This window comes from Flavobacterium aurantiibacter (genome assembly GCF_002251775.1).
Lineage (GTDB): Bacteria > Bacteroidota > Bacteroidia > Flavobacteriales > Flavobacteriaceae > Flavobacterium > Flavobacterium aurantiibacter.
Map to the genome: position 1 here is coordinate 1 of NZ_NOXX01000146.1, position 22,673 is coordinate 22,673.

24 protein-coding genes and 1 tRNA gene are annotated in these 22,673 nt (G+C 40.8%); 19 read left to right on the plus strand and 6 right to left on the minus strand.

The features are described from left to right. Nucleotides 1-84 precede the first annotated feature (84 nt). The 5 genes from CHX27_RS03155 (at nt 85) to CHX27_RS03175 (ending at nt 3,730) form a co-directional block, all read left to right on the plus strand. Nucleotides 85-351, plus strand: coding sequence for a hypothetical protein (locus CHX27_RS03155; protein WP_094485318.1), 267 nt, complete (start codon nt 85-87; stop codon nt 349-351). Nucleotides 352-569: 218 nt separating this feature from the next. Beyond that, nucleotides 570-1,166 carry a Crp/Fnr family transcriptional regulator gene (locus CHX27_RS03160; RefSeq protein WP_094485319.1) on the plus strand — a complete coding sequence of 199 codons (597 nt, stop codon included), beginning with the start codon at nt 570-572 and terminating at the stop codon, nt 1,164-1,166. A gap of 122 nt (nt 1,167-1,288) precedes the next feature. Beyond that, entirely contained in the window at nt 1,289-1,837 is a 549-nt protein-coding gene (locus tag CHX27_RS03165) for a carboxymuconolactone decarboxylase family protein (protein ID WP_094485341.1), read from the plus strand. A gap of 51 nt (nt 1,838-1,888) precedes the next feature. Continuing rightward, on the plus strand, nt 1,889-2,908 hold the full coding sequence (locus CHX27_RS03170) for a hypothetical protein (protein WP_094485320.1): 1,020 nt from the start codon (nt 1,889-1,891) through the stop codon (nt 2,906-2,908). Nucleotides 2,909-2,965: 57 nt separating this feature from the next. After that, nucleotides 2,966-3,730 carry an SDR family oxidoreductase gene (locus CHX27_RS03175; RefSeq protein WP_094485321.1) on the plus strand — a complete coding sequence of 255 codons (765 nt, stop codon included), beginning with the start codon at nt 2,966-2,968 and terminating at the stop codon, nt 3,728-3,730. Between the two features lie 85 nt (nt 3,731-3,815). On the opposite strand, the gene CHX27_RS03180 is transcribed toward CHX27_RS03175, so the two are convergent. Continuing rightward, entirely contained in the window at nt 3,816-4,076 is a 261-nt protein-coding gene (locus CHX27_RS03180) for a hypothetical protein (protein ID WP_094485322.1), read from the minus strand. Between the two features lie 451 nt (nt 4,077-4,527). On the opposite strand from CHX27_RS03180, the gene CHX27_RS03190 reads away from it, so the two are divergent. The 6 genes from CHX27_RS03190 to CHX27_RS03215 all read left to right on the plus strand — a co-directional run bounded on the left by CHX27_RS03190 (nt 4,528) and on the right by CHX27_RS03215 (nt 8,184). Further along, entirely contained in the window at nt 4,528-4,941 is a 414-nt protein-coding gene (locus CHX27_RS03190; RefSeq protein ID WP_094485324.1) for a DM13 domain-containing protein, read from the plus strand. Nucleotides 4,942-4,945: 4 nt separating this feature from the next. Continuing rightward, nucleotides 4,946-5,845, plus strand: a complete 900-nt coding sequence (locus tag CHX27_RS03195) for a hypothetical protein (RefSeq protein WP_094485325.1) — start codon at nt 4,946-4,948, stop codon at nt 5,843-5,845. A gap of 18 nt (nt 5,846-5,863) precedes the next feature. Further along, on the plus strand, nt 5,864-6,289 hold the full coding sequence (locus CHX27_RS03200) for a YHS domain-containing (seleno)protein (RefSeq protein ID WP_094485326.1): 426 nt from the start codon (nt 5,864-5,866) through the stop codon (nt 6,287-6,289). A 303-nt stretch (nt 6,290-6,592) separates the two neighbouring features. After that, complete coding sequence (locus tag CHX27_RS03205) at nt 6,593-7,162, plus strand: Crp/Fnr family transcriptional regulator (RefSeq protein ID WP_094485327.1); 570 nt, start codon at nt 6,593-6,595, stop codon at nt 7,160-7,162. 133 nt (nt 7,163-7,295) lie between these two features. After that, a complete protein-coding gene (locus tag CHX27_RS03210; RefSeq protein WP_094485328.1) occupies nt 7,296-7,733 on the plus strand; it encodes an SRPBCC family protein in 438 nt (145 codons plus the stop codon). A gap of 139 nt (nt 7,734-7,872) precedes the next feature. Further along, nucleotides 7,873-8,184 (plus strand): DUF1801 domain-containing protein, encoded by a 312-nt coding sequence (locus CHX27_RS03215; RefSeq protein WP_243388947.1) that lies wholly within the window; start codon nt 7,873-7,875, stop codon nt 8,182-8,184. A 63-nt stretch (nt 8,185-8,247) separates the two neighbouring features. On the opposite strand, the gene CHX27_RS03220 is transcribed toward CHX27_RS03215, so the two are convergent. The 4 genes from CHX27_RS03220 to CHX27_RS03235 form a co-directional block, all read right to left on the minus strand. After that, nucleotides 8,248-9,099 carry a BadF/BadG/BcrA/BcrD ATPase family protein gene (locus tag CHX27_RS03220; RefSeq protein ID WP_094485330.1) on the minus strand — a complete coding sequence of 284 codons (852 nt, stop codon included), beginning with the start codon at nt 9,097-9,099 and terminating at the stop codon, nt 8,248-8,250. A gap of 167 nt (nt 9,100-9,266) precedes the next feature. After that, nucleotides 9,267-10,268 carry a type I glyceraldehyde-3-phosphate dehydrogenase gene (gene gap / locus CHX27_RS03225; protein WP_094485331.1) on the minus strand — a complete coding sequence of 334 codons (1,002 nt, stop codon included), beginning with the start codon at nt 10,266-10,268 and terminating at the stop codon, nt 9,267-9,269. Between the two features lie 31 nt (nt 10,269-10,299). After that, nucleotides 10,300-11,286, minus strand: coding sequence for a 6-phosphofructokinase (gene pfkA, locus CHX27_RS03230; RefSeq protein ID WP_094485332.1), 987 nt, complete (start codon nt 11,284-11,286; stop codon nt 10,300-10,302). A gap of 125 nt (nt 11,287-11,411) precedes the next feature. Then, entirely contained in the window at nt 11,412-15,935 is a 4,524-nt protein-coding gene (locus CHX27_RS03235) for a translocation/assembly module TamB domain-containing protein (RefSeq protein ID WP_243388948.1), read from the minus strand. Between the two features lie 121 nt (nt 15,936-16,056). Between CHX27_RS03235 and tsaD the strand changes: the two genes are divergently transcribed. From tsaD to CHX27_RS03265, 6 genes are read left to right on the plus strand one after another with little or no spacing between them, the layout of a single operon-like run. After that, nucleotides 16,057-17,079 (plus strand): tRNA (adenosine(37)-N6)-threonylcarbamoyltransferase complex transferase subunit TsaD, encoded by a 1,023-nt coding sequence (tsaD, locus tag CHX27_RS03240; RefSeq protein WP_094485333.1) that lies wholly within the window; start codon nt 16,057-16,059, stop codon nt 17,077-17,079. Beyond that, nucleotides 17,079-17,786, plus strand: coding sequence for a 16S rRNA (uracil(1498)-N(3))-methyltransferase (locus CHX27_RS03245; RefSeq protein ID WP_094485334.1), 708 nt, complete (start codon nt 17,079-17,081; stop codon nt 17,784-17,786). The genes tsaD and CHX27_RS03245 overlap by 1 nt, the downstream gene beginning before the upstream one ends. After that, nucleotides 17,783-18,427, plus strand: coding sequence for a DUF4159 domain-containing protein (locus tag CHX27_RS03250; protein WP_094485335.1), 645 nt, complete (start codon nt 17,783-17,785; stop codon nt 18,425-18,427). Before CHX27_RS03245 ends, CHX27_RS03250 begins: the two co-directional genes overlap by 4 nt. Nucleotide 18,428: 1 nt before the next feature. Then, complete coding sequence (locus CHX27_RS03255; protein WP_094485336.1) at nt 18,429-19,517, plus strand: AI-2E family transporter; 1,089 nt, start codon at nt 18,429-18,431, stop codon at nt 19,515-19,517. Then, complete coding sequence (locus CHX27_RS03260; protein WP_094485337.1) at nt 19,517-20,686, plus strand: THUMP-like domain-containing protein; 1,170 nt, start codon at nt 19,517-19,519, stop codon at nt 20,684-20,686. The genes CHX27_RS03255 and CHX27_RS03260 overlap by 1 nt, the downstream gene beginning before the upstream one ends. Then, on the plus strand, nt 20,683-21,255 hold the full coding sequence (locus CHX27_RS03265; protein ID WP_094485338.1) for a hypothetical protein: 573 nt from the start codon (nt 20,683-20,685) through the stop codon (nt 21,253-21,255). The genes CHX27_RS03260 and CHX27_RS03265 overlap by 4 nt, the downstream gene beginning before the upstream one ends. Here the strand turns inward: CHX27_RS03265 and CHX27_RS03270 are convergent. Next, complete coding sequence (locus CHX27_RS03270; RefSeq protein WP_094485339.1) at nt 21,221-21,868, minus strand: M15 family metallopeptidase; 648 nt, start codon at nt 21,866-21,868, stop codon at nt 21,221-21,223. The genes CHX27_RS03265 and CHX27_RS03270 overlap by 35 nt on opposite strands. Nucleotides 21,869-21,917: 49 nt before the next feature. On the opposite strand from CHX27_RS03270, the gene CHX27_RS03275 reads away from it, so the two are divergent. Next, nucleotides 21,918-22,394 carry a hypothetical protein gene (locus CHX27_RS03275; RefSeq protein ID WP_094485340.1) on the plus strand — a complete coding sequence of 159 codons (477 nt, stop codon included), beginning with the start codon at nt 21,918-21,920 and terminating at the stop codon, nt 22,392-22,394. Nucleotides 22,395-22,538: 144 nt separating this feature from the next. Then, nucleotides 22,539-22,625 (plus strand) — tRNA-Ser (locus CHX27_RS03280). Nucleotides 22,626-22,673 lie beyond the last annotated feature (48 nt).

Genomic DNA, 22,673 nt, shown 5'->3' on the forward strand with positions numbered 1-22,673 from the left:
AAGCTGGAAATTAATTTAATACAATTTTTGTCGTGTACTTAGATTATCCGGTTTAAAAACCACAAAGGCGAAACCATCGAAGCGGTGGAAGTACGTACTGAAGACACCATTTATTTGGTGAAAATTTCGACTAAATTGGCCGACAGAATGGTGAATTTTGAAGATGAAGAAGATGTTGTAGTGCCATTAGAACCGATCAAAGGCATTGATTTGGGCGATGATGCTGACGATGTAGACGCCGATGATGATTCCGACGACGATATTAATAACGATCGACCGGAGTTTGATGATGAAGACGATTTTGATTCCGATCCGTCTGATGTTGCCGACGACGAAGACGATGAAGAATAATTAGTATAAAAATCCGATGCCAAAAACATCGGATTTTTTTTGCTTGTACTTTCATGCAGACCCGCCGAAACGATTTTCGGATAAAGCACAAATCTTGGCAGGGGACGCTCAATTAGAGAAAAGAATTCAATAGTAAACTACTGGCTCGCTCAGGGCGATTCGAAAATTTTAAAATTTAGAAATATTGCCTTATTTTTCGGCTTCGATACCGATTTCTGATGGAAACACACGCTGCTTTATTGGCGCACTTGCGCGGGAAAATCGACTTTAGCGAGTCGGAATTACTTGATTTCGCATCGTTTTTTAAGCGTACGACTATTAAAAAGCGGCAATTTATTATTCAGCCGGACTTCACCGCAAAATACCGAAATTATGTTGTTCAAGGAGCTTTTAGAGCGTATGTAGTTGGCGACTTTGGCGAAGAGCACACCATACAATTTGCTGTGGAAGATTGGTGGATCTCGGATTACAACAGTTACATTTTTCAGCAACCCGCATCGATGTTTGTTGTGGCTTTAGAAGATAGTGTTGTTTTGCAAATCGATTACGAGTCGGAACAAATGCTTAAAGCAAAGAACCACAAATACGAGACGTTTTTTAGAATTATGGCCGAACGTTCGTTTGCAGGTTTACAGCGTCGATTGATTAGTAATTTAACCAAAACCGCCGAAGAACGTTTCACCGAATTTGAGACAAAATACCCAAATATTGCCAATCGAGTGCCGCAATATGCGCTGGCATCTTTCTTGGGAATGACTACCCAATACTTGTCGAAGCTAAGAAACACGCGGGTTCAGTCTAAAAAGTTAATCTAGTTTACTTTTTTTTCTTCATTTAGTTTCACTGCATTTCCTCAACTAGTTGATTGTGTTCAGCTGCCTTCTTGGCGCAACTTTGTCTTGTCAATATCGACATAAAATTCTTAAAACAAAGTATTATGAACACAACAACAAAAAGAACGTTTTCAGTTCCACAACGCGACGAAGTATCGGTAACTAATCAAGGCATTTTTGATAATCTGCACAAAATGATTGGCTTTGTACCTAATTTGTATGCTTTTTATGCACACAACGATATTGCATTATCGGATTATCTCGCATTACAAAATCGCAAAAGTACCCTTTCGGGCAAACAACGTGAAGTAATCAACTTGGTTACGAGTCAGATTAACGGTTGCCGTTATTGCCAATCGGCTCACAGCGTTTCCGGAAAATATGCCGGATTAAGTGAGGAACAAATTTTGGAAGTTCGTGGCGGCACAGCATCGTTTGATCCAAAACTAGATGCACTAGCTCGTTTTACCGCTGAAGTAGTTACCAACCGAGGTAAAGTAAGCGAAGACGCTAAAGAGCTTTTCTTTCAAGCGGGTTACAGCGTTGCGAATTTAATTGATGTCGTCATCGTAGTAGGCGATAAAATCATTAGCAACTACTTGCACAATTTGACAGGAATTGAAATCGACTGGCCTTTGGCAGATCAGCTATAATCGTCAGTCACGAATCTAAAAAAATCTAAAAATCTAAAAATCCAAGAGATCATGAAAACTCAAAATTTTATAGCAACAATTTTATTTGCAGTAGCTTCGATTACAGCAGTGGCGCAACAAAACAAAGCCGTGAGCACAATTTCTTTAAAAGGAGATAAATTATTTCCAGAAGGAATACATACCTTACCCAATGGCGACTTACTCGTAGGCGGATTTGGCGACGGTTCGATACAGCGAATCGACAATAAAGATCAGATTTCTTATTTCAGCGCGCCCGGACAAAACGGTCTAGTTATAGCCGTGGGTATGGCCGTTGACGAGAAAAACAACCGTCTTTGGGTAGCGAATTTTAACTTCAAGACCGCCAGCGGAAACCCCGGTAGCAATTTTAAAGTCTTCGATTTAAAAAGTGGAAAATTGCTGAAAACGATTCCCGAGAACTTTATTGATGGTGCTTTCTTTAACGAAGTGACCTTAGATCCTGCGGGAAATGCTTACGTGTCGGATACCTTTGGACCCAATATTTGGAAGACTTCCTTTGCAGACAGTAAGCCCGAAGTGTTTGTGAGCGATCCGTTGTTAAAAAATCCGGCGCCAGACCAACCTTTTGGATTAAACGGACTTACCATTACTCCAGACTCGAAGTATTTGATTGCTTCGGTAATGAACCGAACAATAAAAGGCGGAGGTACTTTAGTACGTATTGATTTGAAATCGAAAAAAATAACTCCTATTAAACTGAGCGACAATACAGCAAAATTAGGTTTTTCGGGTTCCGACGGTATGTTTTTTCACAAAGGAAAATTACTCATGGTGAACGTTTACTCGCAAGCGGGTGCTATATTTTCGGCTGCATTTAATGCCGATTACAGTGAAGCAACTTTGAAAATACACGATGCTTTCCAAAAAGCGTACGATCGACCTACGGCTTCTGCTATTCGAAACGGAAAACTATATACTGTTAACAGTCAGCTTAACCACATCATTGACGATAAAGACGGACAGTTAAACACACCACCATCGTTGCCTTTTCAAATTGTGGGAGTGCCGCTAAACGAAGTTTTGAAATAAGAAGTAAATACGTGTGCAACTGTTTTGGTTGCACACGTTTTTTTAAAGTTAAGAGATATGGAAACATTTCGATTAGCCAATCGCGTTGCAGTGGTCACCGGTGGCACCAAAGGAATAGGTTTTGCCGTAGTTGAGTTATTTTTAAAATTGGGCGCCACAGTTTTATTCACAGGCAGATCGGAAACTGAAGTAGTGTCGTTGGAGCAAAACTGGCGAAAGCACTATAAAAACGTGTACGGATTTGTAGCAGAAGTAACCGACATACAAACCTTAACGAGTTTACAACAGTTTAGCCGCGATACTTTTGGAAGAGTAGACATTTTAGTGAACAACGCAGGAACGAATTTGCGAAAGGCGACAACCGCGTATACCGCACAAGAGTTAGATGTATTGCTGAGCGTTAATTTGAAAGCGCCTTTTTTGGTAAGTCAGTTTTTTTACTCGTTGCTACAACAGTCGGTGGCAGCGGCAATTATAAACATTGGTTCGGTTGCGGGGCAATTTGATGTACGAACAGGATCGCCGTACGGAATGGCTAAAGGAGGTTTGTTGCAGTTGTCGCGAAATTTAGCGGTAGAGTGGGCGAGTGCCGGTATTCGGGTAAACACCGTTTCGCCTTGGTTTACCGAAACGCCACTAACGGCCGGCTTGTTAGCCGATTCGGAAAAATTGGAAGCCGTTTTAGCACGTACGCCCTTGCGCCGCGTTGCACAACCTGCCGAAATTGCTGCTGCTGTGGCGTTTTTTGCGATGTCGGAAGCATCGTTTATTACGGGACAGAATTTAGTGATCGACGGGGGGATGTCAGCAAACGCACTTTAAAAACAACTCATTTTTTTTGGTAACGATTTTCCAGCCCCCGATGGTTAGCGAAACCAGCAAGGCGCCGATTATAAAAAAAATTACCTTAAAACATAACCGGATCTAATTTTTCTCTGCATTCTTTAATTTTTGATTTTATTTTCTCTATTTCGATCTCATCTTTTTTGTTTTCATCGATATAATTATTAATTCGAGGCAGCACTTCGTCGTTAATTCTCTTTACTTCAGATTTAGCCATTTCCAAGTTCTTAATCTTATCGGGAATAGTAAGATTGCCTGTTTTAAAACTAGAAATGTTCATTAAAAACATCTTTTCAATTTCTTTTAAAAATTCTTCTGTTGTCATATAAGTTGTTATTTATAATGAAACAAAAATATTTTTAATTTTTAATTAAAAACATCATTTCTATCAACATTTTATATGTATTATAAACAATTAGCTTACATATTTTAATAAATGTTGTTAGCTAGCGTAGTTAAGATGGTTTTGTTGTTTGAGATTAATATCTATCATTTGTTAAAGAGAATTAAAAACATCTTTAACATTTTTTTGGTAACGATTTTCCAGCCCCGATGGCAGTGGAAAGCCCGGAAATGCGAAAACGTTGCTGGCGTGGCTCGGCAGCGGCGACCGGCAGGAAGCCGATGCCGGGCGTACGGCAGCCGTTTTTGCATTGAGGACTTGCAACGAACAGCGGGAATTGCTGGCCAAAAAAACAAATCGATGGTAAATGTAAGCTAGCCGACATTTTAGCTTGGGGCGCTGCCGTAGTTTTGACCTTAATAAACTTAGTATCATGAGAACATTAGTGCTGATTGTTTGTAGTTTTTTACTTTTTGGCTGTTCGGAAGAAGGCGTGCTGACTTCGGGGCGCGTTGCTGAAAACATAGCGCCCGACGCCAGTTTGCAGTATTCGGGAAATTTTGTTCCAACCGCCGGAATAAGCGTTGCGGGAGCTGCACAAATTTATTTTTCGGAAGGCAGTTACAAAGTGCAATTAACGGGATTTTCGATTTCTAACGGCCCAGATTTGAAGGTGTATTTATCGAAATCGGATGTGCCGAACAACTTTGTGAATTTAGGCAATCTGAGTTCGCAAACGGTTTACGAAATACCCGATTCGGTGGAGGTTGCCGATTATAGTCATGTACTTATTCACTGCCAACAATACAACCATTTATTTGCTGTAGCGGCATTAACACAAAACTAAGAATATGAGAAAGTTAGTGCTTGTTGCCTTTCTGTTTTTTGGGAGTAAAACGCTGTTTGCGCAAGGTTGTAGCGATGCGGGAATTTGCTCGATAGATAAAGGATTTGACCGAGAAACCGACTCGGTGCGCCAGGTGATAGAAACTGCGGTGGTGTACAGTTTAGGAGAAGCCGATGTGAAATACGTTTCGCCGTACGTGGCGTACACCAAACATTTTTCATCGAAGTTTTCGTTTACGGCACGCGTTACGTATTCTACAGCGACCGGAAGTTTTGGAACACGTTCGCAATTTGGTGATGCTTTTTTGATTGGCAATTATCGTTTTAAGCCAAAGCAGCAAAAGCAATGGAGTGCGATGCTTGGATTTAAATTTCCGTTTACGGCTTCAAACTTGAAAATTAACGGCTATTCGTTGCCTTTAGATTATCAGTCGAGTTTAGGAACCATAGATGTTTTAGCCGGAACAGCTTTAAAAACAGGTAATTTCGATTGGCAACTGGCTGTGCAAATACCGGTTGTGAATTTGAATCGGAATTCGTATTTCAGCGAATACAGCGGTACAACCGATTTTCCGTCGACTAATTTGTTTGAGCGCAAACCCGATGCACTTTTTAGAGCTACGTACACCTGGCAATTGCCGTCGCGAAAACTAACTTTTAAGCCTAATGTGTTGTTTATATATCACTTAGGAGAAGATACGTATGAGAATATTTTCAGTAAACGGGTGTCGATTGCCGGTTCCGACGGTTTGACTGTGAATATCAACGGCCTTGCTTCGTATCGATTAACCAAAAAGCAGCAGCTAGAAGTTTCGGTGGCGACTCCGGTTGTTGTTCGAGATATTCGCCCCGACGGATTAACGCGGAGTTTTGTATTGGGCGTTAGTTACCAAATTTTATTTTAATAATTTTTAAAGGCAATTATGAGAAAGCTAATTTTTAAATTGATGCTGCTATATGCATCGTTTTTGCAGGCACAAACCAATCAGAAGAATGGTGTTGCCATTGAAGGTCACGATCCGGTGGCGTATTTTACTATGAATAAGGCGGTAAGAGGAAGCAAGCAGTTGCAAGCCAAATTTGAGGACGCTACATATTATTTTGCAACGATTGATAACAAAAGGCTGTTTGAGGAGAATCCGCGTAAGTACATTCCGCAATACGGTGGTTATTGTGCTTATGGGATGTCGAATGGCTACAAAGCACCTATCGAGCCGGAAGCGTTTACGATTGTTGATGGCAAGTTGTATTTGAACTACAATTTAGAAGTGCGAAAGGAGTGGCAAAAGGAGCGCGACGAACGCATTAAACGCGCCGATGCCAACTGGAATAAGATGCACAAAAAGTGATGCGTTGATTTAAGGATGGAGTAGGCGTATATGCTGTTGGATTAGATCAACGTCGTTAGATGTTTGGTTGGGGATTACCGGTTGCGGTAGTCCCTTTTTTTTGCGTTTGTTTTAAGAATAATTGAAAAGGGACTACGGCTGCGTGGGGTTTACAGGAAATGAGTGGTTTGGATTTGTGGGGCAAGGCGTTTTAAGAGCAAGACATTGGTTTAAAATCTAATCATATTGTTGATAGTTTTGGATTTTTCAATGCGTTAGCGCACTGCAATTTCAAGTATATTTACGTGTATTTAAAGTTTGTTTGTGACTCAATTAGAACAATATATTTCCACTTATTTTAGCGTAACGCTGGAGGATGTTTCGAAAATTAGCTCCTTTTTTAAGCCGATAACTCTTAAGAAAGGTGATTATTTTTTACGCTGCGGAAGGTATTCGGAACGGTTAGGATTCGTACAATCGGGAATTCTACGCGAGTTTGTATTGGTTGAAGAGGTAGAAGTAACGAAATGGATTTCTACAGCAGGCTATTTTGCGGTTGATTTATCGAGTTTTGTATTTCGACAGCCGGCTCGGTGGAACATTCAAGCACTAACAGATTGTGAATTGTACGTGATAGAAATCGGAGAATATTCGCAACTGGAAAAAGTAGTTCCCAATTGGCCAACACTCGAAAAGCAGTTTATATCCAAGTGTTTTTCGGTTTTAAAAGATCAAATTGTACAGCATTTGTCGTTAAGTGCCGAAGAGCGTTATCAAATGCTTTACGCGTGGAACAAAGAGCTTTTTAACCACGTTCCGTTACAATATTTAGCATCGATGTTGGGTATGCGCCCGGAAACCTTGAGTAGGTTGCGAAGAAAATCGATCTTGTGAACTTCTTGATATTTGTCAAGAGACTGCGTTTGCTTTGTGCTGAACTTTGCTTTGTTGAATAAGAACAACAAAAAGCAATAGTTTAATCGTTTCTGCTTCAGATTTTTAGAAGTTGAAACTAAAGTAAAAAATTATGAGAACCATAAACAGTAAAGCAGCAGTAGTTTGTAGTAAAACAATTGGCATTCAAGCCGATGCTAAAACGGTTTGGAAAGTACTTACCGACATTAATATGTGGCCGACATGGCAAACAGATATTGTTAAAGCCAATTTGAAAAACGAATTTCGCGAAGGTGCAGTATTTATTTGGAAAACGGGTGGAGTAACCATAGAATCGACGATTCACACGGTGGTTCCAGAACGATATTTTGGTTGGACAGGGAAGACATTCGGTTTGTTTGCCATCCATAACTGGACTTTAGAGGAACAAGATGGAATAACCCAAGTTCGTGTGGATGAAAGTATGGAAGGATTTCTGGCAGTATTGTTTAAACGATCATTCAATCGTAATTTAGAGAAGGGAATGCAACATTGGTTAAATTTGTTAAAAGAGCAGTGCGAGCGGTTGTAAAAGGTTGAGGATGTTGCAAGATTTTTTACTGATTACCTAATTCTAATTTAGAAATAGCGAAGTGTCCAATCCGCAAAAAATAAAATTCAAGTCTGTAGCCGATTTTTTAAAAAGTTTGCCTTCCGGCGAATGGGAAATCGTGGAACTACTTCGAGAGTTGATTTTTGAAACCGTTCCTGAAGTTAACGAGCGATTAGCGTATAACGTACCGTTTTTTTATCGAAATCGAAGATTGGCTTTTATTTGGCCGGCGTCGGTGCCGTGGGGAAACATTAAGGAAGGTGTTGCTTTGGGATTTATGCATGGAAATGCCTTGCTGGAAATGGGTGCTAAACCCGGCTCGAAAGTGGTGCGTATTGTGTTTAAATCGGTTGCCGAGGTTGATCGTGATTTGGTGCGACAATTGTTGTACGAAGCGGTACAAAACGATAATCAATTCGGTAAAGCCTAAAACTAATTTCAACAAAAAATGCCAAACGTTTCCATTTGGCATTTTGAGTATAAAACAGTTTCGTTATTTATTAAACGAATGGTATTGGATGAGTCCGTCGATGGGGCGACGCAGTACGTTACCCAATTTTAGGCCGTGTTTGTTTAAGGTTGCTTCCAGCTCGTCGCGGAGGTAAAAAGCAATCGATCCAATGAAGTGTATCGGATATTGTTTTGCTTCTTCGTATTGCAAGATGTAAAACTCGACGAATTTTTCCATTTCTGCATGAATCAATTCCTGGCAAAAATCGCTGTTTTTATGTTTGATTAAAAACTTCGCGAAGGTCGCTAAATACGCGTTCGGGTTTGGTTCTTTGTACAAATTGTGTTTGATGAAATCGGGATCCACATTGTACTCCTTTTCGAACTCTTTTGCGAGCAGCGACGGCATTTTATTGAAGAAATAGCCGCGAAGCAAATACCTTCCGAAACGGTTTCCGCTGCAATCGTCCATGGCAATGTAGCCTAACGATTGTACTTTTTGGTGCAAGACGTTTCCATCGAAATAGCTGCAATTGCTGCCGGTTCCGAGGATGCAAACAACTGCTTTTTCGCCCTTGGGTGTGGTGGCGTAAACGGCTGCGTACGTATCTTCTTGAACGCTGATGTAAGCTTTTGGAAAATATTTGGTAAAAACGTCGGCGAGATAGTTTTTCATGCGATCGGTACCGCAGCCGGCGCCGTAGAAATACAAATGCGTGACGTTGTTTTTGTTATGTGAGATGTCGAAACGGTCGTTTAAGCGTTCAACGACTTCCTCTTTGGTAAGTACTTCCGGATTGAGTCCGAGCGATTGTGTGGTAAAGACAACCTTGCCGTTGTCGTCAATGGCAATCCAATCCGCTTTAGTTGAACCGCTATCTACAAGTAATTTCATATGGTTTTGTTAGCTTTTGATTTTGGTGCCCTAGCCCTGATTGAAGCGGAAATCTTGTGCTGTGGTGGCGTTTATGCCACAGCACAAATTGCAGCGAAAAGCAGGAAATAGCTTCTAAAAATAAAAAAACCGACGCAGAAACAAGCGCCGGTTTTCAAATTCGTGATTTATAACTTTGAAATGTGTACTGCTAAGTCGATTAATTTGCTTGAATAGCCGTACTCATTGTCGTACCAAGATACAATTTTAAAGAAGGTGCTGTTTAGGCCGATTCCCGCTTTCGCATCGACGATTGATGTTCTTGAATCTCCGATAAAATCTTGCGAAACCACGTCGTCTTCGGTATAACCTAAAATTCCCTTGTAGTTTGTTTCAGATTCTGTTTTCAAAACCGCCATGATATCGTCGTAGCTGGTTTCTTTCGCTAATTTCACCGTCAAATCGACTACAGAAACGTCGGCGTTTGGAACACGCATCGACATACCGGTTAATTTTCCGTTCAATTCTGGAATTACTTTACCAACGGCTTTTGCGGCACCGGTTGAAGCCGGAATGATGTTGAGCAAAGCTGCACGTCCGCCGCGGAAATCTTTTCTTGAAGGTCCGTCTACAGTAAGTTGCGTTGCAGTTGTTGCGTGCACGGTGGTCATTAAACCTTCCACGATTCCGAAATGATCGTTCAAAACTTTTGCCAAAGGAGCCAAACAGTTTGTGGTACACGACGCGTTCGAAACAATGGTATCGGCAGCCGTTGCTTTGGTATGATTTACGCCCATTACGAACATCGGTGCATCGGCAGAAGGAGCAGAGATTACTACTTTTTTAGCGCCGCCGCGAATGTGTGCTTGAGCGGTTTCTAAAGTGGTAAAAATTCCGGTAGATTCGGCAACGATTTCAGCGCCCACTTCGTCCCACTTCAAGGTTGAAGGATCTTTCTCAGCTGTTACGCGAATGTGGCGACCGTCTACGTATAATTTTCCTTCTTTCACTTCTACATTTCCTTCGAAACGTCCGTGAACTGAATCGTATTTCAATAAGTACGCCAAGTGATCTACATCTAGTAAATCGTTGATGGCAACTACTTCTACATTATCTCTTTTATAAGCTTCTCTAAAAACAATTCGACCGATACGGCCAAATCCGTTAATTCCCAATTTCACTTTTGACATAGTCTGTTATTAATTTAAATGATGGTTTGTTTTAAGTCGACATAATATCGCTTACGCGGAGGAGTTCGCGGTCGATTTCCGTATGTCCTTTTATGGCTTGTTCTAGTGGCGTGAGTGCTACTGTATCGTTTAGGATTCCGACCATGAAGTTGGATTTTCCTTCGAGTAGCGATTCAACGGCTTTCACACCTAAGCGACTAGCCAAAACACGGTCGTAGCACGAAGGAGCGCCACCGCGTTGCATGTGTCCGAGCACCGAAACGCGCACGTCGTATTCGGGTAAATTCTCTTCTACATAATCTTTAAGTTCGAAAACATTTTTTCCGATTTTATCGCCTTCAGCAATCACGACAATACTCGATGATTTCCCCGAGGCTTTACTTTTCTTTAGCGAATCGAGCAAACGATCGAGCCCGAGATCTTCTTCTGGAATCAGAATTTCTTCGGCTCCGGCGCCAATTCCGGCGTTAAGTGCAATATGTCCGGCATCTCGACCCATAACTTCCACAAAGAAAAGTCGGTTATGCGAAGATGCGGTATCGCGAATTTTATCGATGGCTTCAACTACGGTATTTAGTGCAGTATCGTAGCCTAGAGTGTGGCTGGTTCCGTAAATATCGTTGTCGATGGTTCCTGGAATCCCCATTACTGGGAAGCCAAATTCGGCGTTAAAAACTTCGGCTCCGGTGAAACTGCCGTCGCCACCGATAACAACCAGTGCATCGACACCTGCTTTTACTAGATTTTCGTGTGCTTTTTTACGACCTTCTGGCGTCATGAATTCTTTAGAACGCGCCGATTTAAGAATGGTTCCTCCTTTATTAACGATGTTGTTCACAGAGCGAGGTCCCATTTCTTTGAAGTCGCCTTCAATCATTCCTTGGTAACCGCGATAAATTCCGATACATTCAATGTTGTGGTAAGCGCAGGTTCTGACTACTGAACGAATAGCGGCATTCATGCCCGGACTGTCGCCTCCCGAAGTTAAAACACCAATCTTTTTTATTTGATTTGACATTTTTAGGTCTTTAAAAATGCTAAATTAGCAAAGTTCGAGCGCTACAAACACGCCAAATTCAGTAATTTAGCAAAGCTTTTGCAATTCAAACGTTTTCGTTAATAAGTTTTTTTTGGTTGCCGCTTTTAATCTTCTTTTGAAGGGATGGCTTCGCCTTTTGGGCGTTCTTTTTTGCTGTCGGAATTCGATTTGTCGTCGGTTCCGTCGTTAAAATTGAGGTAATCGGGAGTTTCAATGTCCGAATCGTGCAGATAATCTGTTGTGCGCTCGCGGTCTAACAGTTTCTTTTTGAATATTTTATTGATGAATTCTTTGAAGGTGTCGAAATTCACTTCGTAAGTCACACCAATTCCTTGGGTGTATCCAATACCTTCTCCCAAATAATTAATATCGTTTTCGCGGTTAAAGAAGCGCAAATTCATGGTTCCGTCTTCGTTCACGCGGTATTGTACTTCCACATTACCAACCAAAGCCGATTCGTTAATTCCGCCAATAGGCACACCAACTTTTCCGTTCACGGTAATCCGATCGTTGATTTGCGTCGAGATATTAAATCCGATACTGCCATCGGTTTGCTGCCCCGGTGTTCGTTCGTCTGAAACGATATCCAGACCTACCTTTACTTTATCATCTGAATTTTGGAATAAGTTGTCGAAAATACCCGTTGCCGTTTCGAATAGGTTTTGGGTGAGCGCACTTTGCGTTACGCCGTCTGGAGATAAGAATCCGCCGGTTGAAAGCAAGGTAAGTGCCTGCGTTTGTCTGGTATCGCGGTCGCTTAGTCGGGTTTCGATTTCCGAACGCAAAACCGAAGATACGGTAGGGAAGGTAATCGAAAAATCGGGTTCCGGACTACTTAAATTACCCGTAATAATGATACCAACGTTCACAGGAACACGTCGATTTACCGACGGATTGTCCAACAAAACTGCTGGATTGGCCTGTGCCGTGTAAACCGCTTCCAAATTTAAACGGGCACGCATCGGATCGCCTTCCCAAGATATCGAACTAAATTTCTTCAGTTCAAATCGCTTGTCGATAATACCGCGGTATTTAAAATTGTACGAACCTTCAGTTACTTGGTAGTCGCCCGTCATTCGGAATTTACCAATAGTATTGATTTCCAGAAGTAAAATTCCGTTTCCTTTGGCACGCATGCCGTGGCCAGTATCTCGATCTAGAATCACTTCAATTTCGGCGTCGGGCGTAATGTTTAAGTCGAAGTTTAATTCTAAGCCTTTGTAACGACTCACTTCGCCGGTGATTCCCTTTTGTAAGTTGTACTTTTCTTTTTCGGTAAGAAAGTGCATAAAGTTGTTGCTTCCTGTTCCTTCGGCGTTGTTGATCGGAATTTTAATCTGCGTTCCGGGTTCCGATTTCGCATTCACGTCGATTTGCAAGGCGTCGGTTGCCCCAACAATACTTGCCGAACCATTTATGAATGCGGTTCCGTAGTATGCCGCGTCGTCGCTGTCTTTGGTATCAAGAACGAGCAATTTATTGGCGTTAATTCGTAAGTCCATACGCCAGTCGGTAAAATATTTATGGCGGATTTCTCCGTTTAAACGACCTTCTGTTTTGTACTTCGTATCTATTAAGGTGTTGTTTTGGAAGAGAAAACGACCGTCGGCAAGATCGATAAAGCTATTTTCTCGGAAGTTGTAGTCGGTGTTGAGGTACGGAATTTTGAATCCGGCATTTTCCAAAAACAAACGGCCGTTCACTTCGGGTTTATTAACCACACCACGCACGTTTGCAGTGCCCGAAAGCTTGCCGCGAATGTTAGAGATCACGTCGCCTCCCAACGGACTAAAAGCTGCGAGGTTGAAAGAATTCAAACGCAAATCAACATCCATCAAAGTTTGGTCGTTTTCAAAAGCGAGATAACCTTCGGCATTAAAAGCTTCAACATTTTCGTTTTCTAAAGAGGCATCGATATTAAACTTTTTGAAGGTATTATCGCCTTCGATATCCACGTTTAACTGGCCGAGTTTTTCTTTATTGACTTCTAAATCGGCGATGCTAATAGAAGCCGTCGGTTCAAAAATTTGTTTGTTTTGTTTGATATTCACGGCGCCATTTAAACGTCCGTTAATGTTCAAGCTGTCTACAGTTGGAATAATCTTACCCAAGTTCACTTCTTCAAACGACAAATTCAAATCCTTATAGGTCGAATCATTTACAATTCCGACTAAATCCATACGCTGATTTTCATGCGTCATTGACAGTTTTCGGATGTCGAACGAACTCAATTTCTTGTCGAAAATAACTTTGTTTTCTTCGTTGTCGCTTTCGTTTAAAAACCACAAATAGTCTTTAAAATGCAACTCCGATTTTTTGATTCCCACCACGTTATTGTTGTCTTTATCGATGGTATGGAAGAAGTTTAGGTTGTAATAATCTTGCGCTTGTTTACCGCCTTTAAATTCGGTTCGCACGCGCATCGTATCTTTTGAGGTAACGTTAATTAGATTAAAATCCGAAATTTTATAATATTTCGTTTTTATCGAATCGAGTTCAATAAAGGCGTTGTAAAGTGGGTTTTTGTTGTCGACAATGACACGAATTTGCTCGAGTTCATTGTTGTTAATAACCACATTTGGCGAAGTGAAATTGAATTTGAAATCGTTGTTATCGCTGTTAATGCTTCCGCGGAGAAAGGTATTGGTTGCGAGTTTTATTTCGGGATAGAAAATCTCGACGATTTTATTGTAAATGCTCAGATTGAATTTCAAATACTGTCCGGGCTTCACTTTAAACGGTTTGTAATTGGTGTACAAACTTCCTACAGCGTTTTGAACCATCGGAACCACGTCTTGAAAACGGAATTTCCCGCTCACCTTTCCTGCAATGATCTCGGGAGAATTCATTTCGATAGTTTTCACGCCTTGCTCATCAACGGCTGAACTGAGCGTAAATGCATCGAACAAGTATGTGTCGTTTTGGTTTTGATACGAGGTTTGGTTTACCACGATTTCTCCAACAGCATTATCGAGTGTTGTTCCGGAGAAACTACCTTTGATATCTCCTTTAAAAACAGCAATCGAATCGGTTGTAAATCGCAGTTTTCGCAAATTAGCGAAGTCGATTAGTGCATGGAAATCGTATTTGGGTGTGCGTTTACTCAAATCGATTGCCCCGTCAAAGTCCATGTATAAGTTCGGATCGTTAGCGATAATACTACCTCGGTACAACGGACTTTTCAGCTCGCCGTCGACAACGATATTCCGATAATTATAACGGTTGTATCCGAAGTTGCTTATTTTTCCTTTGATGCTGGTATTAACGTTTTTTGAGTTAAAGCCCGAACCGTCGACCTCTGCGGTCATTGACAATAATCCAATATCGGATTGCCCGATAAACTTTCCGAGTTTAAACTGTTCGAACAGTAAGGTTCCTTTGTAAGTTGCGTTTTGGAAATCGTCTATGCCATTAATTTTGAGCTTTCCAGCGAGTTTTCCGGCAGTGGCATTCATTCCAAAATTCGTATCCAAATTTTTTCGACTCAACCCAATTTTTCCTTTCAGTTGAATCAATCCTAATCGCGCTACTTCTTTGGGCAGGCTTTTTCCAATCACATTCGGAATCAAAGCGCACAAGCTGGCGTAATCCGAAGTAAAGTTTTTGAGATCAGCCGTCATAAAAAACTTCTGATTTTCATCACCAAAACTATTAATCAGCTCTAAATTTCCACTTAAAAGCGTTTTTCGCGAATCTCGTAAAAAGGTGTTTTTAAGTGTGAATTTGTTTAATGTTCCTTTAAAATCGGTTCGCAATTCAAATTGATTATCTGCAGCTAAATCCGAATAAAAACACTTGATATCTTTGCCCGATACCGAACCGCGAAGTTTTGGAAGGCTCAAGACAACCTTATTTTCAAAGTCGGCAAATTCGCCGGGTTTAAAATCAAGCGAGGCATTTCCAGCCAGTTCAGAATGGCTTGTTAAGAGTTTGAAATCGCTCAATTTAATTTGAGTTTTTCCGTATTTGAGATAGCCACGAAGATCTTCAACAGTAATGCCTCGGCTGTCTTTAAATGAAAGCTGATTGATTTTTGTTTGCACATCCGGACCGTAAATCTGAAAGTTACTGATCGATGCTTCTAGTTTAGTGAAATCGACATCCGTTACATTGCGGTTTGCATCGACTATTCGAAATCGGCCACGCTGTATGTACGCATTTTTCGCTTGAAGCAGAAATTTAGATTTCGAAGGTTTGCCGGTTTCAAAGCGATCCACGAATACGTCTAAATTCGATTTTTTCTCGCCTTTGTAGGTTTTGATGAAGAATTTTAGTGCGTTGATTCGAATATCGCCAAAAATGAGATTTCCGTCGTAGAGTTCGCGTGCGCTGAGGATATCGGTTTGTATGCGGTTGGCGAAAATCAAGGTGTCTTTATGATGATCTCGAATGAGCACCGTTTTTAACTTGACACTTCCAAAGACGGTTATAGCAACTTGTTCAACCGAAATATCGGTACTAAAATCTTTGTTGAGGCGTTCGGTTACCAACGCACCAATTTTTGTTTGAACTACGGGTAAAGACAGCACAATTCCGAGCGTTAGCAACAGTAAAAACAGAGCTACTAATACCCGTGCAACAATTCGCTTGGCTCGTTTAAATTGAGATATTTTCTTTTTTTCTTCCAAAAATCTGTCTGCTTATCGCGGCAAAAAGCAATAGAATTTACTGTAAATTTGCGCGCATTCAAATCCGAAAAGAACTGATTTTTTTCGGATAGTCAAATATAAGTCAAAATCCATGCCCTAAATGGCAGAATCAACTGTTTTTACCTTAGCTATTGAAAGTTCGTGTGACGACACTTCGGCTGCTGTACTACAAAACGACAAGGTTTTATCAAATGTTGTAGCCGGACAAAAAATTCACGAGCAATACGGAGGTGTTGTTCCTGAACTGGCTTCGCGTGCCCATCAGCAAAATATAGTTCCCGTGGTTGAACTGGCTTTGCGAAATGCGGGAATCACTAAAAATCAGCTAAATGCGGTTGCTTTTACGCAAGGTCCAGGTTTGTTGGGCTCGTTGTTGGTTGGAAGTTCTTTTGCAAAATCGCTTTCGGCTGCGCTGCAAATTCCTTTGTTTGCGGTACATCACATGCACGGTCATATTTTGGCACATTTTATCGACGAGGCAGGTTTCGACAAGCCAACCTTCCCGTTTTTAGCAGTAACAATTAGTGGCGGACATACGCAGATAGTTCGCGTTGACAGTCATTTTTCTATGACTGTGATCGGAGAAACGACCGACGATGCAGTAGGGGAGGCCTTCGATAAAACTGCGAAAATTTTGGGATTGCCTTATCCGGGTGGTCCGTTGATCGATAAATACGCCGCAGAAGGAAATTCAAAGGCGTTTGCGTTCACTAAGCCAAAAATTAGCGGATTAGATTTTTCTTTTTCAGGATTAAAGACACAAATTTTATACTTCATCAGAAAAAAACAAGTAGAAAATCCGAACTTTATTGAAGAGCACTTAGCCGACATCTGCGCAAGCGTACAACAAACCATTATCGATATTTTGATGGATAAAATTACTTTAGCTGTCGCAGAAACAGGAATTACGCAAGTGGCTATTGGCGGAGGCGTGTCGGCAAATTCCGGCATTCGAAAAGCCTTGAAAGCCACAGAATCTGAAAGAGGATGGAAGACCTATATTCCTAAATTTGAATACACAACCGATAATGCTGCCATGATTGGAATTGTAGGATATTACCAGTATTTATCGGATATGCAAGTAAACCAAAACGTTGTGGCGAAAGCCCGAATTCAAATGTAATGCAGTTATTTTACGACGCCGCACTTAACGAAAGCACTGAAAACTACCGTCTGAGTCGGGAGGAAAGTAAGCATTTGATTAAAGTCTTGCGAAAAAAAACCGGAGATTTTGTTCAGGTAACTAACGGAAACGGATTGTTAGCAACCGCTGTAATTGCCGTTGCTGATGAAAACAAAGCCAGTTTGCAAATCACTGCTAAAGAACAACTTCCACAGCGAAAAAGTAGTTTTGAATTGTATCTAGCTCCAACCAAAATGACTGATCGCTTGGAGTGGATGTTGGAAAAAGCCACTGAATTAGGTTTTGAAAAATATCAACCCATTTTGTGTGCCCGATCTGAACGTAAAGAATTGAAAACGGAACGTTTAGAAAAAACTGTGATTTCGGCCATGAAGCAAAGCGGGCAAGCTCATTTGCCAAAAGTTGAAGAAATTCAAAAAATTCAGCAGGCAATTGCAAACTGTTCCGCAGAACAAAAGTATATTTGTTATTGCGGCGAAGCTTCCAAAGTTGATTTGTTTACGAGTCTTGAAAACGGAAAAAGTGCTGCGGTATTCATTGGTCCGGAGGGCGATTTTACCCCAGAAGAAGTTGCCTTTGCACTCGATCACGGTTTTCAGGTAGCCAGTTTAGGAACAAACAGATTGCGTACCGAAACAGCAGGATTAGTAGCCGTTATGACGTTTAATTTGAAGCAATTACCATGAAGAAATTTCTTTTCTTGACTATTTTATTGGGTGCTGCTTTTTGCGCACGCGGACAAGAAATTGCGCTTTTGAAGTACGGAGGTGGCGGCGATTGGTATGCTAACCCAACCTCGCTTCCTAACTTAATTAGGTTTTGTAATCTTAATATAGGAACCAAAATTGCCACCAAACCTCAAACGGTCGAGCTTTCTAGTCCGGATTTGTTTTCGTATCCGTTTATTCACGCAACAGGTCATGGTAATGTGGTTTTTTCTGATGCCGAAATTGAGAACTTGAGAAAGTACCTAGAAGGAGGCGGTTTCGTTCATTTTGATGATAACTACGGTATGAGTCAATATTTGCCACAACAAATTAAAAAAGCTTTTCCGCAAACACCTTTGGTCGAACTTCCGGCTTCGCATCCTATTTTTCAAAGACCTTTCGCTTTTCCTGCTGGCTTGCCAAAAATCCACGAACACGACGGAAAAGCACCAAAAGCGTTCGGCTTATTTATCAATAATCGACTTGCATTTTTATTCACTACAGAAACCGATTTGGGCGACGGTTGGGAAAATCAAGAAGTGCATAACGATCCGAAAGAAGTTCGCGAAAAAGCGCTAAAAATGGGGGCTAATATTATTCACTACGTTTTCAACTATTAATATGACAGCCAAAGAACTCAGCAACGGATTACTCAGAACGATTTTCATACTTGCGGGAATCGTAGCTGCATATTATTTCTTGTCGGCTATTAGTTCGGTTTTAATGTATCTCATTACTGCGCTGGTTCTTACGCTAATTGGCCGACCTTTGTTGCGGTTTTTTAAGAATAAGTTCAAATTCTCGAATAACGTTGCGGTTGTAGCTGTTTTGTTTATTTATGTGAGTTTTATTGTTGGTTTCATTGCGCTTTTGGTGCCTCTAATTATCGAACAAGGAAATCATTTAGCTGTATTGAACATTGCCGACATCGAGAAAAATGTAGTTTCCTTAAAGAACGATTTGGTAACCTTTTTGGAAGAGCATCACATAAATGCCGCCGATGAGGTAGCAAAATTTAATCCAGCTAACGTTATCGATTTCAATTTTATTCCAAACCTTCTTAATAATTTATTAGGTGCACTCGGTAATATCGGCATGGCTATCGGTAGTACGCTTTTTATCACCTTCTTTTTTTTAAAAGATAAACAGCAAATTGCGTTTAATATTCAGCGATTGATCCCAAAAGATCAGCGTGAGCGCACGGCAAATTCAATTGAATCCATCAACGAAATGCTCAGTAGTTATTTTGTTGCTTTATTGCTGCAGTTGGGAATTGTGTTCGTTTTGTACTTTATTGTGTTGGTAATTTTTGGAGTTCCGAACGCATTGGTAATCGCTTTTATTTGTGCAATACTGAATATTATTCCGTACATTGGACCATTAATTGCTTCAGTTTTAGCAGCCTTGTTAACCATGATGAGTCATTTGGGACAAGATTTTCAAAGCGAAATTCTTCCAACAACAATTTATATTCTTATCGGATTTTGGATTGTTCAGCTTATTGATAACAACGTGTCGCAACCGCTAATTTTCTCAAAAAGCACGAATTCACATCCGTTGGAGATATTCCTAGTTATTTTGATTGCCGGATTTTTAGGAGGCGTTTTACTCATGATTGCAGCGGTTCCGCTCTACACCATGTTAAAAATTATCGCTAAGGAGTTTTTTCCAAACAATAAATTTGTTCAAATTCTCACACAAAATATGTGATGACTGAGCAGTTGACCCAAGAAATACGGACGTATATTTTCGAGAATCGTTTTTCCGATTTAGGCAAATTGAGTTTGTCGAAATTTCCCTTTGATGAAGAAAATAAGCATTTTGTATTTCAGCAAATTGCATCGCGACAAAAAGCAGCAAAGAAGTTGCCCACCTACGTAAACAATCCGCTTGTGGTGTTCCCATCGGCGGTTTCTGTCGAACAAACTTCTTCGGAAGCAACAGCAAGTTTTAAAGCCGGGTTGGTTTCGGGCGAGTCGCTACTAGATATTACAGGTGGTTTAGGAATCGATAGTTTATATTTTTCAAAGCATGTCAAGCAAGTAACGCATTGCGAACTTAGCGAAGCATTATCGATTTTTGCGGCACATAATTTCAAGGTTTTAGGAGCAAACAATATTAGTTGCCAACACGTTAATGGATTGGCACATTTGTTCAATAACGATAAGCAATACGATTGGATTTACATTGATCCGGCGCGTCGGGATACAGCAAACCAAAAGGTCTTTAATTTATCGGATTGCGAACCGGATGTGACGCTTTTCCAAGATGATATCTTTAGTCGTGCCAGAAATGTTTTAGTGAAAACTTCGCCCATGCTGGATATTGCTGCTGGTTTACGCGATTTTAAAAACGTAGCGGAAATTTATATCGTAGCAGTTAAGAATGAAGTCAAAGAATTGTTGTGGATTTTAAAATCAGTTGCGCCAGACTCACCGCAGATTTTTGCTGTTAATTTATCAGCAGACGGAATCTGCTTGGAAAAAGTTGAAACCAATACTGATTTTGTACGCTTAGCCGAAAGTTTAAACGGCTATCTATACGAACCCAATGCGGCGCTAATGAAGTCGGGAGCAGTAAATTACTTGAGTAAGAAATACGAAGTTGCGAAACTGGCGGAATTTTCTCATTTGTTTGTTTCTGAGGAATTACGCGATTTCCCGGGGCGACGTTTTAAAATAAAAGAGGTTTTTCCGTACCAAAAAAAGTATTATCCGCACTGGCAGTCTAAGAAGATGAACATCAGCACACGTAATTTTTTTGAAACGCCAGAAGTGCTTCGAAAAAAATTTAAAATAAAAGATGGAGGCGATATTTACACCTTCTTCACCACTTCCTTAGTTCATGGGAAAGTGGTTATTCTATGTGAAAAAGTATGAAAGTATTAGTAACAATTATTGGCTTTTTTTGTTTGTCTACAGTTTTCGGTCAAGCCGATTGTAAGTGGGATATTAATGTAACCGACAGTCTTGGGACCTACCGCGAAACAAAATCGTATCTTGTTCACGAACGTATTTTCGATGGTAAGCAAACATTTCTTTCTTTTAAATTGTTGCAATCAAACGGTACACCTATTTTGCATTACGAGCTAATAGAAAAAACAAAAGATTTCAGCAAGGCCGTTTGTTTCGATGCGTCGAGTAGAATATACCTGCAATTACAAAACGGAAAAATTATAACGTTGCACTACGCCAGTTCCGATATGTGTAGTAATTTGGTTCAAACAGGTACGGCAGAATCGGCACGTATCTTAGCAGCCGATTTTCTATTCACCAAGGGAAGTATCGAATTGTTACGTGAATCGCCTGTGATTTTAATGCGTGTGAAATACACTACAGAAACCACCGACATCATATTGAAAAAGCAATTAAAATCGGAACTTACGGGAAATGAAACTTCACCCGAGAGCTTTTTTAGTTTACATCTACCTTGTTTAGATCTTCCTTAGTTGCGCATAGGTTTGCATTTGAGATACTAAACTTCCGAGATTTACCGTAATTGTAGTGCCACCATTCACTGGGAAGCGGCTTAAAACCTGCGGATTTCATAATGCTGAGCAATTTCTTACGATTCGATTTCTGGATTTCAGTGAGGTTTTGATAAGTATGTGCCGCTTCCACACCAAAATGATCAAAGGAGGTTCCCATATCGAGTTCAATTCCGTTTTCATCGATAAGCGTTAAATCAACAGCAGCACCGCGATTGTGAATCGAACCTTTTTTGGGATCGGCTACGTATTCTGGGTTAGGCACCAAAGCAAACATGCGTTCTTGAACTGCTAAAGGCCGATAACAATCGAACAATTTTAAACGAAGCTTGTATTTCTTCCAAGCTCTGGTAGCCGCTTTTTTTAAGGCTATTGCTGCTTCTTCGCGTAAAAAACAAGTGCTACAATCGTAAACGGCGGCTTTCAGAAAATTGTCGGAAGTAGCGTATTTTAAATCGAACACGAGCTTGTTTTCAGAAGAAGTTACTGCAACAAAAGACGAATCAGACTGGCTATAAGCACTTGACGTTAAGAAAAGGACGCAGATTGCAAATCGGAATTTTAAAAAAAACATTATTTTAGATTTACTAATTACGAAAGTTAACTAATTAAATTCATTAAACATGAGAAACCAAATTTTTATGAGTTTGCTGGCTGTACTATTTACAGTAGGCGTGCAAGCTCAAGACAAAACTCTAAAGCAAAAAGCAACAGAGGCTAAAGCTAAAACAGAGGCTAAAGCTAAAGCAGAAGGGAAGACAGCCGCAGCTAAAGCAAAGGAAGCAAAATCGGAAGCAAAGGGCGCAGCTGTCAAAGCGAAAACTAAAGCCGAAGCAGCGAATAAATCCAGCGAAGCCGACTCAAAGAAAGCAGCAGCTAAAGCGAAGTCAGCAGCAACAGAAAAGGAAAAAGCAACAAAGGAAAAGATAAAAGCTGAAGAGAAGAAGTTAAAGGCTGAAGGAGCTAAAGAGAAGAAAGCAGCGGCTGATAAAGTTTCGGGAACTTATAACGGCAAGAAGGTATATACCGGACCGCGCGGAGGCAAATACTACATCAATAGCAACGGAAACAAGACGTACATTTCGCCTGAAGGAAAATAGTTGAAGTGTTGAGAGTCAAATTCTTGGGAGCGTTGATGTAGAAAAACAGCAAGTTTTCGGGAAAAAAGATGTCGATAAGTTTGCAAATTATGTGTGAAAGCTTACATTTGCAACCGCTTAAAAACAGAAATGTTTACGAGCAATGGAGAGTTGCCTGAGAGGCCGAAAGGACATGTTTGCTAAACATGCGTACTGGAAACGGTACCAAGGGTTCGAATCCCTTACTCTCCGCTCTCGGGGTGTAGCGTAGCCCGGTTATCGCGCCTGCTTTGGGAGCAG